Raw genomic sequence first — 13689 nt, 5'->3', positions numbered from 1 at the left:
ACGTCTGCGGGAAGTTCGCGCTCCTCGCACAGGATCGTCCAGGTGTCACGGGCCCGCTCGGTCAGCAGCCTGAGCAAAACCTCGGACGGTGCGGCAGGATTGGCTGCGCGGTTTCGACCTGGCACACCCCGAGACCGGCCTGGCCGTCGTGACTCTGTTCGACTTCGACACGGCCATCGCCGCCGACCGGGACGGAACCACCGACGCGACGTTCCGTGCTGTGACCCTGCCGGCACGGCGACTCCCTCGCGGAGTGGAAGCCACTCCCGTCTCAGACGAACCGTTGCACCTGTTCACCGGACCCGGACACGAATTCGCGAACGCCCCCGCGATCACTCCCTCCCCTCTCGCCTGCCGCCGGTTCTGGATGCCCGGCAACCTGCCGGCACCGAGTGGGCTGCCTACTACGACGAGCTCGCGGCCCCCTTCGGCATCATCATCGACAAGCCAAGAGGGACACCGTCCCGACCCACCGATGATCGTTCTCACCGATAGCCGCTGTGCCCATGGCTCCTGACGCCGGTGACAGAACCGTCGAATCGTTCAAGGTTCGATGGCACAGGACAATGGTCGAGGCGGTCACGAGAGCGCGGTTCATACCATCAACGACCGGTTGACGCTGGTCCGCTCTCGACGGGCGTGGCCGTGGTCTGTGGCGCCCGGTCGAATCGTTCGCGGGATTCCTCGATAGCTTCCAGGTACCGGCGAGTCCATGTGCACATGCCGTGGACGGTGTGGCGCAGCGCCTGGCCCGCGTCCGTGAGCGCGTATTCCATGCGCAGCGGCACGGTCGGGTAGACGGTGCGATCGACGAGCCCGTCGCGTTCGAGTCCGCGCAGCGTCTGCGTGAGCATCTTGTGGCTGATGCCCTCCACCTCACCGCGAAGTTGCGTGAAGCGCAGGGTGCGCTCGCCGATGATGCCGACCACCCGCAGGGTCCACTTGTCCGCGATGCCGGAGAAGATCTCACGCGCGAGGAAGTGGGTGCGCGTCACATCGGCGTCCTCCGAAACGTGCCTGACCTCTTCGGTAACCACCGGGTGCCCTTCTCTCACAAAGTGCGCTCTTCCCTCTGACCTCTTCACTCTCCTACGGTTCCCGGGTATTCACCAGTTACCGTAAGGACATGCCATGACCATTCTCAAGACGTACGCACGCCTGTGGACCGACGAGTTAGACAAGTCGCTGGCACTCCTGCGTGAACTGACCGGCGCAGAACCCGATCTCCGGTTCGCCTTCGACTCCATCGAACTCGCAGCGATCGGTGACTTCCTCGTCATCGCAGGGCCGCCTGCGGAGCGTGCCCGCTATTCCCACGCCAGCGCCACCGTGATCGTCGACGACCTCGATACCCTGACCAAGACGCTCGCGACCGCCGGCGCTGAGATCACCACACCGGAAAGCGCCAGCGCCACCGGTCGGTTCCTGTACGCGCGCCATCGCGGTGGCGCGGAGGTCGAGTACGTGGAATGGGTCCCGGAGTTGGTGGAGCGCATCGTGCAGGCGTAGCTGTGCGTGTCGAATGGGGTGACGTCAGATCTCTGTGTCCTGTGCGGTGTCGGCTCTGATCTCGGCGACCTGAGCGGGGACGACGAGGATCGGCTCCTGGACATCAGGGCTGCGCCAGGAGGCGGACGTCGTGATGGAACCCGTATGGACTCGTTCGCGGACAAGACCGGAGCCAGAATCGGCAAGCGGATCTTCGCCGTGGGCCAGGTGATCCACGAGTCGCCGCTGCCCAAGCCCACCCAGCAGCTGGTGCAACTGCGCGCCGGCCAAATCAACGGCTGCGGGTTCTGCGTCGACATCCACGGCAAGGACGCTGCGGCAGCCGGCGAGCCCGCGTGCCGACTGAACCTGGTCGCCACGTGGCGTCACTCCACCGTGTTCACCGAGGCCGAGCGGGCCGCGCTGGTCCTCACAGCTACGAGGGCGTCTCCGACGAGACCTGGGCCCAGGTCCGCAAGCACTACGACGACGACCAGATCATCGCGCTGGCCTCCCTGATCGCCATGATCAACGCGACCAACAGGCTCGGTGTGATCCTCAACAACCAGGGCGGCGCCTATGAGCCCGGAAATTTCCCCACCATCGCCAGCTGATCACCCCTGTTGCCGTCGGGGGGGGGCCCCCCCCCACGACGACGCGCGCGCCCCCCCCCCCGGCCCCCCCCCAGCGGGGGGGTGTTCACCCCACACCCCCGGGGGGGCCCTTTGCCCCCCGAAATTCCCCCCCCCCCCCCAGGCTTACCCCCCGGGTGGCGGGGGGGCGGCCCCGGCAAATCGCGTGGGGGCCCGCCCCGACGGCAGGGCCGCCTCGCTTGCGTTCGGTGCCGTGCACGTGATCTCAAGTGCAGTTGACGTCGATACTCCCGTACCGGGGATCGAGCGTCTTGGACCCAACCGGACCCGCCGCCACCGCAGCGTCCTTCATGGTGCGGTGCACCCAACGGGGATCTCGCGGTCAGCACCATGGCAGCCACCGGCATACAGAGATTGGTGCGGCCGGCTCCGGGCTCGGTTGAGGCACACGTCCACCTGACCTCCACCGAGAATCGCGCGATCATGATCACCGAGTGGACCGATGCCGGGGAAACACCGGTGCCGGCGACAGCGTGCTCGCGGCCCGGTTCCGCAACGGCCGGCACGAGGCGCGCGCGGACCCGGGGAGACCTCTCAACGACCTCGGCGAAGGCTGGTGGAACACGGCAGGTGACATCGCCGAAAATCTCACCGCCTACGGACTTCCGGCCACTCCGGCAGGGCTGCGCGCGTACATGGGGCTTCCCTCGGCAGACCAAGGATGATCGCCGCCGCCGAGGATCTGGCCGCTCGGACGGGGCGCATCGCCCGGCAACTGCCCGACGTGTCACTGTCAGTGGCGGGTGGCAGCATCGGACCCATGATGGACACCACGACGTTCGACTGGCGACCCTTCCTGCTCACGTGGAGTGAGGAGTGGGCAGATTCCCTGCCGAACGGTGAGACGCGGAGTGACGAGGACGACACCGCCCGGCGGGCACGGTGGCTGGGGTTCCCGCCCGCGTCCGAGAATCGGATCGCTGCCGTGGAGGAGCGCCTCGGCCGACGGATGCCCCCGTCGTACCGGGAGTTCCTCAAGGTCAGTGATGGGTGGCGGCACGCGGGCGAGTTCGTGTGGCTGCTGGCGGGGACCACGGACGCGCGCTGGCACAACAACCGGTCTGGGCTCGCGGACATGTTCGAGGAGTACCTCGACGAAGACGCCGGGTCCGAGGAGCGGCGGGAGGCGGACATCTGGCGGCGAGGGCTGCAGCTCGACGTCGAGTCCGACATCACCCACGTGCTCATGGATCCCGAGGACGTGGGTGAGGACGGTGAGTGGGCCGTGTACACGTGGGCGAGCTGGCGGGCCGCACCACCCGAGCGGCACGCGAACTTCCTTGAGTTCATGCGGGACATGTACCGGGAGTTCCACAGGTTGCGGTCGCGCCCGGGCGAGGAGGAGCCGGTGTTCGCCAACGACACGACGCGAAAGCTGGACGCCCTGGTGGAGGAGGCCCGGCTGGAAGCGATGCGCGGCGGATGGGAGCGGGCCCAAGAGGAACTGGACGAGGCCGAGGCGTACGGCGGCCGCGGGCCGCCGGGCTGGGCGACCAGATACGCCGCCTGCTCGGACAGACCCACATGGTGTACTTCAAGGGCCTGGTGACGGATCCGCAGTACGCGCCCGATTTGCTGCCGCCGCTGGTGGCCGAGCACGCGTCGCATCCGCACCGGGAGGACTCCACGCTGACGTTCCATCTGCCGGGCGCTGACGAGGACCTGGTGACGCTGGCCTACGGGACACTGGCACAGGTGAGGAACGGAACGTACCGGTACACGGCGGCCGGCCCGTTCGGGGAGGCGGTCGAGCGGGCGCGGGAGCTGGCTCGGTGGGGAGACACCGACGGAGCATGGCGGACGATGAGGGACGCTCTCCCCCTGTGGGAGCCACTGGGGGCGGACCACCTGGCGCCACTGGGGTGGGTGGCCGATCCCGTACTCGGGCCTCTGCTGACCCCGGAGCGGGGCCGTGAGCTGCTGTCCACGCCAAGGGGCGGGCAGCCAGGCGAGGCACCGAAGCCGACGCCGGGACTCGACCCGGGCGCCCTGGCGTGGCTCGCCGAGCCGGACCCGGCCAACAACCGCGCCTCCTACCGGTTCGTCCTGGTGGAGGGGGTGGAGCCGGAGGAGTTGCCAGGACGTCTCGCGAAGGGGGACGGTACCGTGCTCAACGAACCCATGACGGCCTGGGAGGCGCGCCACGGGTCGCTGAACAGCCCAAGGGAGTTCTCGTCCTACGAGGACAAAGCTCTCATGGCGGTCGGCCGGGCCGGCACCGGTTGGAGCTTCGCTTTCGACGGTGCCCCTGCCTCGTTCAACCGGCACCGGTTCGTCTCCCCAGCCGCTGCCGCCTGTGCGGGTACCCGCGCGGTGGTGGTGTGGAGCGGACTGAGGACATGGCACGGGGAACCGTTCTTTCACCTCTCGGTGGCGCGAGACGGTGCCGAACAATACGCATTCACGTACGCGGACGGAGAGGTACGGACAAGCGGGGAGATACCTCGGGGACTGGACCCCAGCCGGTTCTTCGGCGGCTTGGATGACGGTGCCGAGTCGGAACGGACGCTGCTGGAAGCGGTGGCCCGGGAGTTCGGTGCCAGTCTGCCGCGTCAAGCGATCGTGAACGGGCGGCTGCACACATTCACCACCCGCTCCTGGACACGACCGCCGAAGGACACGGAGACGTACGCGGTGATCCGCTTGCACGGGTGATCCGTGCGTCCGGTGGACGGCGACGGGCCGAGCCTCGGGTAGGGCGCCTGGGCCACACGCAGGCCCGACTCGCTGTACGCCTGTCGGTGAGTAAGGCGGCATTGTCCTGGTGACGACCGGACGAAACGGTCCACCCGGCGCGCTGTGCCGCGCGGCGCCCGCAGACCCTGTGCGTACTCCCCGTCGGGGACTGGCCGTGGCGAGGACGTCGGGCATTGCGGACGACCTGGCCAGCCCCGTCGGCACCGTGGAAGGCGGCCTTCAGGGCCTGCTCGTCGTCCAGGTCACCGCGCATGGTCCGCACGTCACCGGCAGCGTCCTCGACCAGGGCGCGGGGCGGCCCTGAGGAAGGGTCGCACGTCAGCACCCGTACGACGATGGTCGGCCCATGCGGCGAGGGCGAGCACCACGCCCTGTCCTGTGGCCGCGGTTCCCCCCACCGCGGGCGCGGTCGTCGACGTCACCGCGCCACCTCCAGTACGAGCTTGCCGCGGGTGCGGTTCGTCTCGCCCATCCGGTGCGCGTCCGCCGCCTGTTCCAGTGGGAAGACGCGTTCTACCCCGACCCGGACCGCGCCGGAGTCGACCAGGCCGGCGACGGCCGTCAGAGCGGCGGCGTCCGGCTCGACGAGCAGCGGGCTGGTGCGTACACCCGCTTCTCCGGCAGCAGCGGCGAGATCGTTCGAGACACCGCCCGGGATGGAGACGACCAGGCCGCCTCGCCGGGTCACCGACACCGAACGCACGTCGGTGTCGTCAGCGGCACCGATCAGGTCGATGACGACATCGACCGTGCCTGCGGCTTCCTCGAACCGCTGCCGGGTGTAGTCGATCGTCTCGTCCGCACCCAGTTCCTTGAGCCAGGTGTGCCTCGGCTCGCGGGCGGTCGCGATCACCTCGGCGCCGAGGTGCTTGGCGAACTGCACCGCCAGGTGCCCCACGCCACCGGCCCCGGCGTGCACCAGCACCCGCTGTCCTTCGGTCACGCGCGCCGTGTCGACCACGGCGTGCCAAGCAGTGAGCGCGGCGAGCGGCAGAGCCGCGGCCTCGATGTGCGAGAGCGAGGCCGGCTTGCGGGCGAACTGGCGGGACGGTGCCGTGACGAACTCGGCGTACCCGCCTGCCGGCCGGGGGAACCACGGCATGGCATAGACCTCATCGCCAGGTGCCAGCGCGGTGACACCGAAGCCGACCTCCTCGACGACGCCGGAAATGTCCCAGCCGAGGATCAGAGGCAGCGTCTGCAGCCCGGCCATGCCGTGGCCCGCGCGGGTTTTCCAGTCCACCGGGTTGATGCCGGCGGCGTGCACACGCACCAGGACCTCGGTCGGCAGCGGCTCGGGGCGCGAGACCCGGCCGACGGTGAGCACTTCCGGTCCGCCGAACTCCTTGATGGTGACGGCGCGCATCGTCTGCTCGCTCATGTGTTCCTCGCTCGTTTCCGCTTCGGACGTTCTTCATCCCGGGGACTGGAGCCCCGGCACGGTTCAGCCTCGTCGACGCTCCGGCACTCCGTGAGTGGCTGGGCGGCCACCTGTCGTACCATTCCGGCCATGCCCCATCGTGTTGCTGTTCTCGCCCTGGACGGGGTCATGCCGATGGACCTCGGGATCGCGGCCCGGGTGTTCAACGAGGCTCTCGACCCGACGGGAGCACGCCTCTATTCCGTGACGACCTGCTCACTCGGCGGCCACCCGGTCCGCACGAACGAGGGCTTCCGGATCGTCGTCGACGACGACGAGTCACTCCTGGAGCGTGCGGACACCGTGGTGATCGCCACTCAGGAGCCAGGCGAACAACTGCTGGCCACCGGGGACCTGCCCGCCCGGGTCGCAGCGGCCCTCGCCCGGATCGGGCCCAGGACCCGCATCGTCAGCCTGTGCACATCGGCTTTCCTGCTGGCGGCGGCCGGACTGCTGGACGGGCTGCGGGCCACCACCCACTGGGCGCTCTGCGACCGGTTCACCCAGCTGTTCCCCGACGTCGAGGTCGATCCCGACGTGCTCTTCGTCGACAACGGGCGCATCCTGACAGCGGCCGGCGGAGCGGCCGGTTTCGACCTGTTCCTCCACCTGGTCCGCAGGGACCACGGCGCGACCGTGGCCGGCTCCGCCGCACGGCGTTGCGTGGTGGCTCCATGGCGCGAGGGCGGACAGGCACAGTTCATCGAGCATCCTGTGCCGGAGGACGCCGGCCGTTCCACCTCGGCCACCCGCCAGTGGACACTGAACCGGCTGTCCGAGCCTGTCACGCTGCAGGACATGGCCCGTCACGCCCACATGAGCGAGCGCACGTTCACCCGGCGGTTCCGCGCCGAGGTGGGTACGAGCCCTCTCCGGTGGCTGGTGCAGAGCCGACTGGCCCAGGCACGCCGCCTGTTGGAGTCCAGCGACCTGACCGTCGCACGGATCGCCACCGCATGCGGCTTCGGTGACCCGGTCGCGCTGCGCAAGCATTTCCACACTCACCTGGGACTGTCCCCACTGGCCTACCGCCGCGCCCACTGCGCGCCTGAGCCGGGCCGGGCAAAGTCGCCCCAGATGCGCCGCTGTGCCACTCAGCCGACGGGAACCCGTGGATAGACCCGCCCCTGTCCCCTCCCGGGTGCCGCACTGCTGTGCTCCCCGGGTGACTCCACAGGATGCGGATTCCTGCGCTGTCGTCTTCCTTCGTCACGTCCGTCTGTCCGAAGCCGCTGCGCGGCCGCTTCCCGTTCCGGCCGTCCGCGGTCCGTCCGTCCGCGGTCCGGTGGTCAGCCGAAGATGAGCTCGACGTCCTTGTCGACGCAGAACTGCATGACGGTGACCAGCTGACGGGTGTCATCCATGCGTCGTCGGAGAACGGGGTCGTTGCCGTCGTCGTGTTGCCGCTGACCGATGATTGCTTCCAGGCAAGGCAGCATGGCCGCGCATCGGGCGGGCGTGAGCTGACCGTCGTCATCCGGATGAGCGAGTAGTGGTGCCAGCGGTGTGGAGAGCTGCTCCACGGGCGGTCTCGTCGAAGCCGTTCATCTCGGACAGGGTGAACCCCTCGACCGAGGCCAGCCACTGCCTGAACATGTTGAGGCCGGTGTAGGACCAGGAGATGTCGGGGCTGGTCAGATCGTCGTCCCCGGGGAAAAGTACAAGCCCCATCCCGTCCTCCGTGCTCGTCCGGTGCTCAGGATCGGTCGTGGGGAGCGGTGACGGCAACTGAATTGGTCTGCGGCATGGTCGGCCTGATCACAGCATCTCTCCCGACACCGTCGGGTGACAGGTCGAGCAGCCCGCCACGACGCACCTGACGACCACGTCGGCAGTCCGGACGAGTCCGGGTCCAGGACGCGGTCGCCCCTCACCATCATGCTCTCGACACCGGGGAACCCAGTGTCCGTAGCGCCCGTAGACGGCTGGGTCACGGTCGGCGAGCAGCGCTGAAAGATTCTCGGCCTCCTCGGTCGGAGTGAAGTGAAGCGGCGGTCGTACAGTCGCGCTGCCCGCAGAGTGCCCAGCATGGCGGCGTGGCAGGGCGCGTAGCCCTCGGCGTGGACGACGTGCAGCGTGATCCGCATGAGGGTCGCCTTCACGATCCGCCGGCCCTCGAAGGCCGCGTCGAGATCTTCGGGTGCGAAGTCCTGCACTCGGTTCCACAGCGCCAGGCACGGGGACGCCGGTGTCTGCGCCTGCAGAGCGCAGACCCGGCGGACCGCCTCCTCCACACCGATGCGCCTGCGCTCGAGCAGAAGCTGGCGGGCAAGGGGGGCCAGTGCGAGCTGTCGCACGGTGAGGCTCATGGCGGGATTATGGCGCCTTGCGCAGACTCCGGAGGGGGCGGTCTTCGAAGCGGGTGGAGGAAGAGGAGTACCGCTTCCGATGGCCCGTTCGCCCGGGTTTAACTATGTTGATACCGGTTACCGGTGCGGCGATGTCTGAAGAACGGGAAGACACGGCTGCCGTAGACATCTCAGGGGTCTGCGTCCGCTCTCGACGCTGTAGAGCCGCCGCGTGTCCGTAGCCCCGACCGACGTTCCGCACGCGCACCCCACAACGAAGGGGAAACGAAGTGACCGACACCTCGCACGAGCCGACCACCATGGACTCCGGCGCTCCCGTGGAGAGCGATGAACATTCGCTCACCGTCGGCCCGGCAGGGCCGATTCTGCTGCAGGACTCCTACCTGATCGAGCAGATGGCCCAGTTCAACCGGGAGCGAATCCCCGAGCGTCAACCGCACGCCAAGGGCAGCGGCGCCTTCGGGCATTTCGAGGTGACCGGAGACGTCAGCGGTTACACCAAGGCCGCGCTCTTCCAGCCCGGCTCGACGACCGATCTGGTCATCCGGTTCTCCACCGTCGCCGGTGAGCGTGGAAGCCCGGACACCTGGCGCGACCCGCGCGGCTTCGCGGTGAAGTTCTACACCAGCGAAGGCAACTACGACATGGTGGGGAACAACACCCCCGTGTTCTTCGTGAAGGACCCGATGAAGTTCCAGCACTTCATCCGGTCCCAGAAGCGCCGCGCGGACAACAACCTCCGCGACCACGACATGCAGTGGGACTTCTGGACCCTCTCCCCCGAGTCCGCCCATCAGGTCACCTGGCTGATGGGTGACCGGGGCATCCCGCGCACCTGGCGCCACATGAACGGCTACACGTCCCACACGTACATGTGGATCAACGCTCAGGGTGAGCGCTCCTGGGTGAAGTACCACTTCAAGACGGACCAGGGCGTCGAGACGTTCACCCAGCATGAGGCCGACCAGATGGCGTCGGCCGACACCGATTACCACATGCGTGACCTCTTCGAGCACATCCGGGACGGCGACTTCCCGAGTTGGACGCTGTACGTCCAGGTCATGCCGTACGAGGACGCGGTGGACTACCGGTTCAATCCGTTCGACCTGACCAAGGTCTGGCCGCACGGCGACTACCCGCTGATCGAGGTGGGGCGGATGACTCTGGACCGTAATCCCACCGACAACCACGCCGAGATCGAGCAGGCGGCGTTCCAGCCGAACAACCTGGTTCCCGGTATCGGTCCGAGCCCTGACCGCATGCTGCTGGCACGCCTGTTCTCGTACGCGGACGCCCACCGTCACCGCATCGGAGCCAACTACCAGCAGCTCCCCGTCAACGCGCCGGTCGTGCCGGTGCGCACGTACTCCAAGGACGGGGCGATGGCGTACCGGAAGACCACCGATCCCGTCTACGCCCCGAACTCGAAGGGCGGCCCTGCGGCGGACACCGACCGTTACGGCAGCCCGCCGAGCTGGCACACCGACGGGGACATCACCCGGGCGGCGTACGTCTCCCACGCGGAGGACGACGACTGGGGCCAGCCCGGCACCCTGGTACGCGAGGTCCTCGACGACGCGGCACGGGACCGGCTGGTGGACAACGTCGTCGGCCATCTGCTCAACGGCGTGACCGAGCCCGTGCTCCGACGGGCCTTCGAGTACTGGTCGAACATCGACGGGACGATCGGAGAGCGCATCGAGCAGGGGGTGCGCTCGAAAGCCGGCGAGAAGGACCCCAAGGCCTCGGAGCAGGGCAACCCCGCGCGGCGGTCCATGCAGGACAAGGCCTGATCGCCAGGCCTCCACCACACCGAGCCTTGGAGCTCTGCCCGCATCGCCCCCGCGCCGCATCCCCGGCCGGGGGTGCGGCGCGGATCTGTCCCTTCGGGAACCTCTCGACGCCCAGCGGGTCCCGCGATGCTCCCGGGGGATGCCGGATGCCGCGATTCAGGTCAGGGCCTCGGCGGCAGTGGGAAGCCCCGGCATCAGTTCGCCGGCGCCTGTGATGTCGAGGAGCCTCGCGAGGTGAGTCGGTGACCGGCCGGGTCGACCGGCTCGGTGTCCTCACAGGAGATGACCCAGTCTCAGATCGGCGCCGCATTCGACGTCTGCCAGATGCATGTTCCCGTCTGCTCACACGCACCCTCGGCACGCTTCGGGCCGGCATGTTGACCTGACCAGCCCGAACTCCCGTTCGCACATCGTGATGTGTGAACGAACACGAGTGTGTTAGAAATGGGGCATGAGTGTCGCCAATCGTCTGGACCTGACCCTGCGCTTGGTGCAGGGCTCCGACCGGGTCTCCGTCTCAGAACTCTCCCGCCGTCTGGGGGTTTCCGAGATGACCGTGCGCCGAGACCTGGACGCCCTTGAGCGCCAGGGATTTGTTCGGAGGGTGCACGGCGGCGCGGTCGCCACCCGGTCCCGCCAGGAGGAGGCTGGCTTTCTCGCGCGTGAGCCCTGGCAGGCCGCGACGAAGGACCGGCTCGGTGCGACCGTGGCCGCCATGGTGGAGCCGGGCTCCCGTGTCCTTCTGGACGCGGGCACGACGACCGCGCATGTCGCTGAGCACCTTGCCGAACGGGCGCCGCTGACAGTGGCGGTCCTCAGCCTCCAGGCCGCGGTGCGCCTGGCCGACCGGCCCGGGATCGATCTGCTGATCGTCGGAGGCCGGTCCCGGCCCGGCGAACGCTCCCTGGTCGGCCCCCTCGCCCTGCGCACGCTCGAGGCCCTGTCCTTCGACTGTTTCGTGCTGTCCATCGGCGGTGTGCACGCCGAGCACGGGTGGTCGGAGTTCTCCCTCGACGACGCGGCCGTCAAACAGTCAGCCCTGTCGGGTGCCACCCGGACGATCGCGGTGGCGGACGCGACCAAACTCGGCGTGCGCGCGTTCAGCCAGGTCGCCCGCCTGGGCGCGGTGGACGCTTTCGTCACCGACGCCGCCGCGGAGGATCCCGGCACTCATCCCAACGGTCCCACCACGCTGGCGGCCCTGCGCGATGCCGGCGTCCGCACCGTCCTGACCTGAACCCTTACGCCCACGAGGAGCTCGAACCATGCATGCCGCCCCACGCCCTCTGATGATTCTGGTGGCAGGTCCCTACCGCTCGGGGACCGGAGACGACCCGGCCAAGCTCGAAGCCAATGTGCGAGCGATGGACCGGGCCGCACTGACGCTGTACCGCGCCGGCCACCTGCCCGTCACCGGTGAGGCCCTGGCCCTCCCCCTGGTCAAGGCTGCCGGCGGCACCCGTCCCGGCGACGCGGTCTTCGACGAGATATTCCATCCCCTGGCGGAACGGCTGTTGGCACGCTGCGACGCGGTCCTTCGGACAGGTGGCCCCTCGGAAGGCGCTGACCGCATGACTGCTGCCGCTCGCGCACTCGGCCTGGACCTCTACACCGACATCGACGACATCCCGGCCCCCCGGTGACCGCCGGCCTCGACACTCCGGACCGGCGGGGGCGCACCGGCCTGGACCAGCACGGCCGAGACCTGACCGGCAACCCGCGGGTACGCGTCAAGGACGTGGAGGTGCTCGCCTGCGACTGGTACGTCCTGCGCAGGACGACCTTCGACTACCAGCACAGCGACGGTCACTGGAGCCGGGAACAGCGCGAGACCTACGACCGGGGCGACGGTGCCACGATCCTGCTCTACGACACCGATCGCCGCACCGTGCTCCTGACCCGCCAGTTCCGGCTGCCCGCCTACGTCAACGGGCACAGCGACGGGATGCTGGTGGAGAGCGCGGCCGGTCTGCTCGACGGCGACTCCCCCGCGGAGGCCGTCCGCCGGGAGGCGGCCGAGGAGACCGGGCACATCATCGGCGTCCCCGAGCCGGTCTTCGACGTCTACATGAGTCCTGGGTCGGTCACCGAACGTCTGCACTTCTTCGCCGCCTCCTACAAACCGATGGCACTCGCCGCCGACGGGCACGGGATCGCCGCGGAGGGGGAGGACATCGAAACCCTGGAACTCCCCATCGAGAAGGCCCTGGCGCAGATCCGCAGCGGGGACATCGTCGACGCGAAGACCATCATGCTGCTTCAGTGGGCCGTCCTCGACGGGCCCTTCCGGCGCCCCGGCACACTCATGGCGTGACGTCAGGCGGCTTCCCCGAGGCCGCCGGGTGGCCTGCACCGCACGCAGTCGATTCCTCCCGATATGCGCCTCTCGGTGAGCCGTCCTAGCCTGACAGATATTGCTCGGGCACCGGGCAGCCGAAGGCCGGGTCAGCCGGCGGAGGGTGAGCTTCCATGGCGAAACGGCGTACAGGATCCGGAATGCTCGGCGAGTTGTCGGCCGAGTTCGCGGGCACGATGATCCTCATCCTCTTCGGCTGCGGCGTGGTGGCCCAGGTGGCGGCCGGCGGGGCTCTGACGGATCCGCCCGGCGGACTCGGGGACCACGACAGCATTGCCTGGGCGTGGGGGCTCGGTGTCACTCTGGGCGTCTACGTGGCGGCGCGGCTGAGCGGTGCTCACATCAATCCCGCGGTGACCCTCGCCCTCGCCGCGTACAAGGGGTTCCCATGGCGCAAGGTGGCGCCCTACGCGCTGGCCCAGACGGCAGGCGCGTTCGTGGCCGCGCTCCTCGTCCGCTGGAACTACAGCGAGGCGCTGGCGAAGGCCGACCCCGGACACACCCTCAAGACACAGACGGTGTTCTCCACCCTCCCCGCCAACGGCAACCCCGCTCTGCCGGTCCACGAATGGGGCGCGTTCCGCGACCAGGTCATCGGCACCGCCATCCTGCTGCTGTTGATCATGGCCATCACCGACATGCTGAACACGCCGCCGGGCGCGAACCTGGCCCCGTTCGTCATCGGCCTGGTCGTGGTCGCGATCGGAATGGCGTGGGGGACCAACGCGGGTTACGCGATCAACCCTGCCCGTGACTTCGGCCCCCGGCTGGCGAGCTTCATCACCGGGTACGGCGGAGCCTGGAGAGATCAGTACGGAAACCTCTACTTCTGGGTCCCGATCCTGGGACCGCTCATCGGCGGCCTGTTGGGCGCGGGCCTGTACAAGGCGTTCGTCGGCCGGTTCCTGCCGTCCGCGGAACCCGAGCCGCCGGGGCGCGTCCCGGCACCCGAGAAATAGCCGCACCGGCCGGA

General features: G+C 68.8%; 15 protein-coding genes and 3 pseudogenes. 13 read left to right on the top strand and 5 right to left on the bottom strand.

The window, feature by feature from the left end; genetic code table 11:
* Positions 1-103: 103 nt before the first annotated feature.
* A pseudogene (locus ACFYQ5_RS35130) lies at positions 104-444 on the top strand (LysR family transcriptional regulator); the annotation flags it as partial.
* A 158-nt stretch (positions 445-602) separates the two neighbouring features.
* Here the strand turns inward: ACFYQ5_RS35130 and ACFYQ5_RS35125 are convergent.
* Positions 603-995 (bottom strand): winged helix-turn-helix transcriptional regulator, encoded by a 393-nt coding sequence (locus ACFYQ5_RS35125; protein ID WP_389203555.1) that lies wholly within the window; start codon positions 993-995, stop codon positions 603-605.
* 136 nt (positions 996-1131) lie between these two features.
* Between ACFYQ5_RS35125 and ACFYQ5_RS35120 the strand changes: the two genes are divergently transcribed.
* Positions 1132-1509 carry a VOC family protein gene (locus tag ACFYQ5_RS35120; RefSeq protein WP_389203554.1) on the top strand — a complete coding sequence of 126 codons (378 nt, stop codon included), beginning with the start codon at positions 1132-1134 and terminating at the stop codon, positions 1507-1509.
* Positions 1510-1533: 24 nt separating this feature from the next.
* Here the strand turns inward: ACFYQ5_RS35120 and ACFYQ5_RS35115 are convergent, their stop codons facing one another.
* On the bottom strand, positions 1534-1812 hold the full coding sequence (locus ACFYQ5_RS35115; RefSeq protein WP_389203557.1) for a hypothetical protein: 279 nt from the start codon (positions 1810-1812) through the stop codon (positions 1534-1536).
* Here ACFYQ5_RS35115 and ACFYQ5_RS35110 point away from each other — a divergent pair.
* From ACFYQ5_RS35110 to ACFYQ5_RS35095, 4 genes and pseudogenes are all read left to right on the top strand, one after another.
* Positions 1699-2102 (top strand): annotated as a pseudogene (locus ACFYQ5_RS35110) (carboxymuconolactone decarboxylase family protein). The gene ACFYQ5_RS35115 and the pseudogene ACFYQ5_RS35110 sit on opposite strands and share 114 nt — an antisense overlap.
* Positions 2103-2575: 473 nt before the next feature.
* Positions 2576-2806: a hypothetical protein gene (locus ACFYQ5_RS35105; RefSeq protein WP_389203552.1), complete on the top strand. Its 231-nt coding sequence runs from the start codon at positions 2576-2578 to the stop codon at positions 2804-2806.
* 95 nt (positions 2807-2901) lie between these two features.
* A pseudogene (locus tag ACFYQ5_RS35100) lies at positions 2902-4796 on the top strand (SMI1/KNR4 family protein).
* 196 nt (positions 4797-4992) lie between these two features.
* Positions 4993-5142 (top strand): hypothetical protein, encoded by a 150-nt coding sequence (locus tag ACFYQ5_RS35095; RefSeq protein ID WP_389203551.1) that lies wholly within the window; start codon positions 4993-4995, stop codon positions 5140-5142.
* A gap of 114 nt (positions 5143-5256) precedes the next feature.
* Here ACFYQ5_RS35095 and ACFYQ5_RS35090 read toward each other — a convergent pair whose 3' ends face one another.
* A complete protein-coding gene (locus tag ACFYQ5_RS35090; protein ID WP_389203550.1) occupies positions 5257-6219 on the bottom strand; it encodes an NADP-dependent oxidoreductase in 963 nt (320 codons plus the stop codon).
* A 129-nt stretch (positions 6220-6348) separates the two neighbouring features.
* On the opposite strand from ACFYQ5_RS35090, the gene ACFYQ5_RS35085 reads away from it, so the two are divergent.
* Together ACFYQ5_RS35085 and ACFYQ5_RS35080 are read left to right on the top strand one after the other, a co-directional pair.
* A complete protein-coding gene (locus ACFYQ5_RS35085; protein ID WP_389203549.1) occupies positions 6349-7377 on the top strand; it encodes a GlxA family transcriptional regulator in 1029 nt (342 codons plus the stop codon).
* 59 nt (positions 7378-7436) lie between these two features.
* A complete protein-coding gene (locus ACFYQ5_RS35080) occupies positions 7437-7751 on the top strand; it encodes a hypothetical protein (RefSeq protein ID WP_389203548.1) in 315 nt (104 codons plus the stop codon).
* Here ACFYQ5_RS35080 and ACFYQ5_RS35075 read toward each other — a convergent pair.
* Together ACFYQ5_RS35075 and ACFYQ5_RS35070 are read right to left on the bottom strand one after the other, a co-directional pair.
* Positions 7732-7929, bottom strand: coding sequence for a hypothetical protein (locus ACFYQ5_RS35075; RefSeq protein WP_389203546.1), 198 nt, complete (start codon positions 7927-7929; stop codon positions 7732-7734). The two genes, ACFYQ5_RS35080 and ACFYQ5_RS35075, sit on opposite strands and share 20 nt — an antisense overlap.
* Entirely contained in the window at positions 7893-8567 is a 675-nt protein-coding gene (locus ACFYQ5_RS35070) for a DNA glycosylase AlkZ-like family protein (RefSeq protein WP_389203545.1), read from the bottom strand. The genes ACFYQ5_RS35075 and ACFYQ5_RS35070 overlap by 37 nt, the downstream gene beginning before the upstream one ends.
* A gap of 269 nt (positions 8568-8836) precedes the next feature.
* Between ACFYQ5_RS35070 and ACFYQ5_RS35065 the strand changes: the two genes are divergently transcribed.
* The 5 genes from ACFYQ5_RS35065 to ACFYQ5_RS35045 all read left to right on the top strand — a co-directional run bounded on the left by ACFYQ5_RS35065 (position 8837) and on the right by ACFYQ5_RS35045 (position 13675).
* Positions 8837-10360, top strand: coding sequence for a catalase (locus ACFYQ5_RS35065; RefSeq protein ID WP_389203543.1), 1524 nt, complete (start codon positions 8837-8839; stop codon positions 10358-10360).
* Positions 10361-10811: 451 nt separating this feature from the next.
* Positions 10812-11597, top strand: a complete 786-nt coding sequence (locus tag ACFYQ5_RS35060; RefSeq protein ID WP_389203542.1) for a DeoR/GlpR family DNA-binding transcription regulator — start codon at positions 10812-10814, stop codon at positions 11595-11597.
* 28 nt (positions 11598-11625) lie between these two features.
* Entirely contained in the window at positions 11626-12003 is a 378-nt protein-coding gene (locus ACFYQ5_RS35055; RefSeq protein ID WP_389203541.1) for a DUF4406 domain-containing protein, read from the top strand.
* Positions 12000-12674, top strand: coding sequence for an NUDIX domain-containing protein (locus ACFYQ5_RS35050; protein ID WP_389203540.1), 675 nt, complete (start codon positions 12000-12002; stop codon positions 12672-12674). Before ACFYQ5_RS35055 ends, ACFYQ5_RS35050 begins: the two co-directional genes overlap by 4 nt.
* A 155-nt stretch (positions 12675-12829) precedes the next feature.
* A complete protein-coding gene (locus ACFYQ5_RS35045; RefSeq protein WP_389203539.1) occupies positions 12830-13675 on the top strand; it encodes an MIP/aquaporin family protein in 846 nt (281 codons plus the stop codon).
* Positions 13676-13689 lie beyond the last annotated feature (14 nt).

Origin of the sequence: Streptomyces sp. NPDC005794 (assembly GCF_042871445.1) — a bacterium.
Classification (GTDB): Bacteria; Actinomycetota; Actinomycetes; order Streptomycetales; family Streptomycetaceae; genus Streptomyces.
The sequence above is the reverse complement of the archived record's forward strand: the minus strand, read 5'-3'. Positions and strand labels throughout refer to the sequence as shown.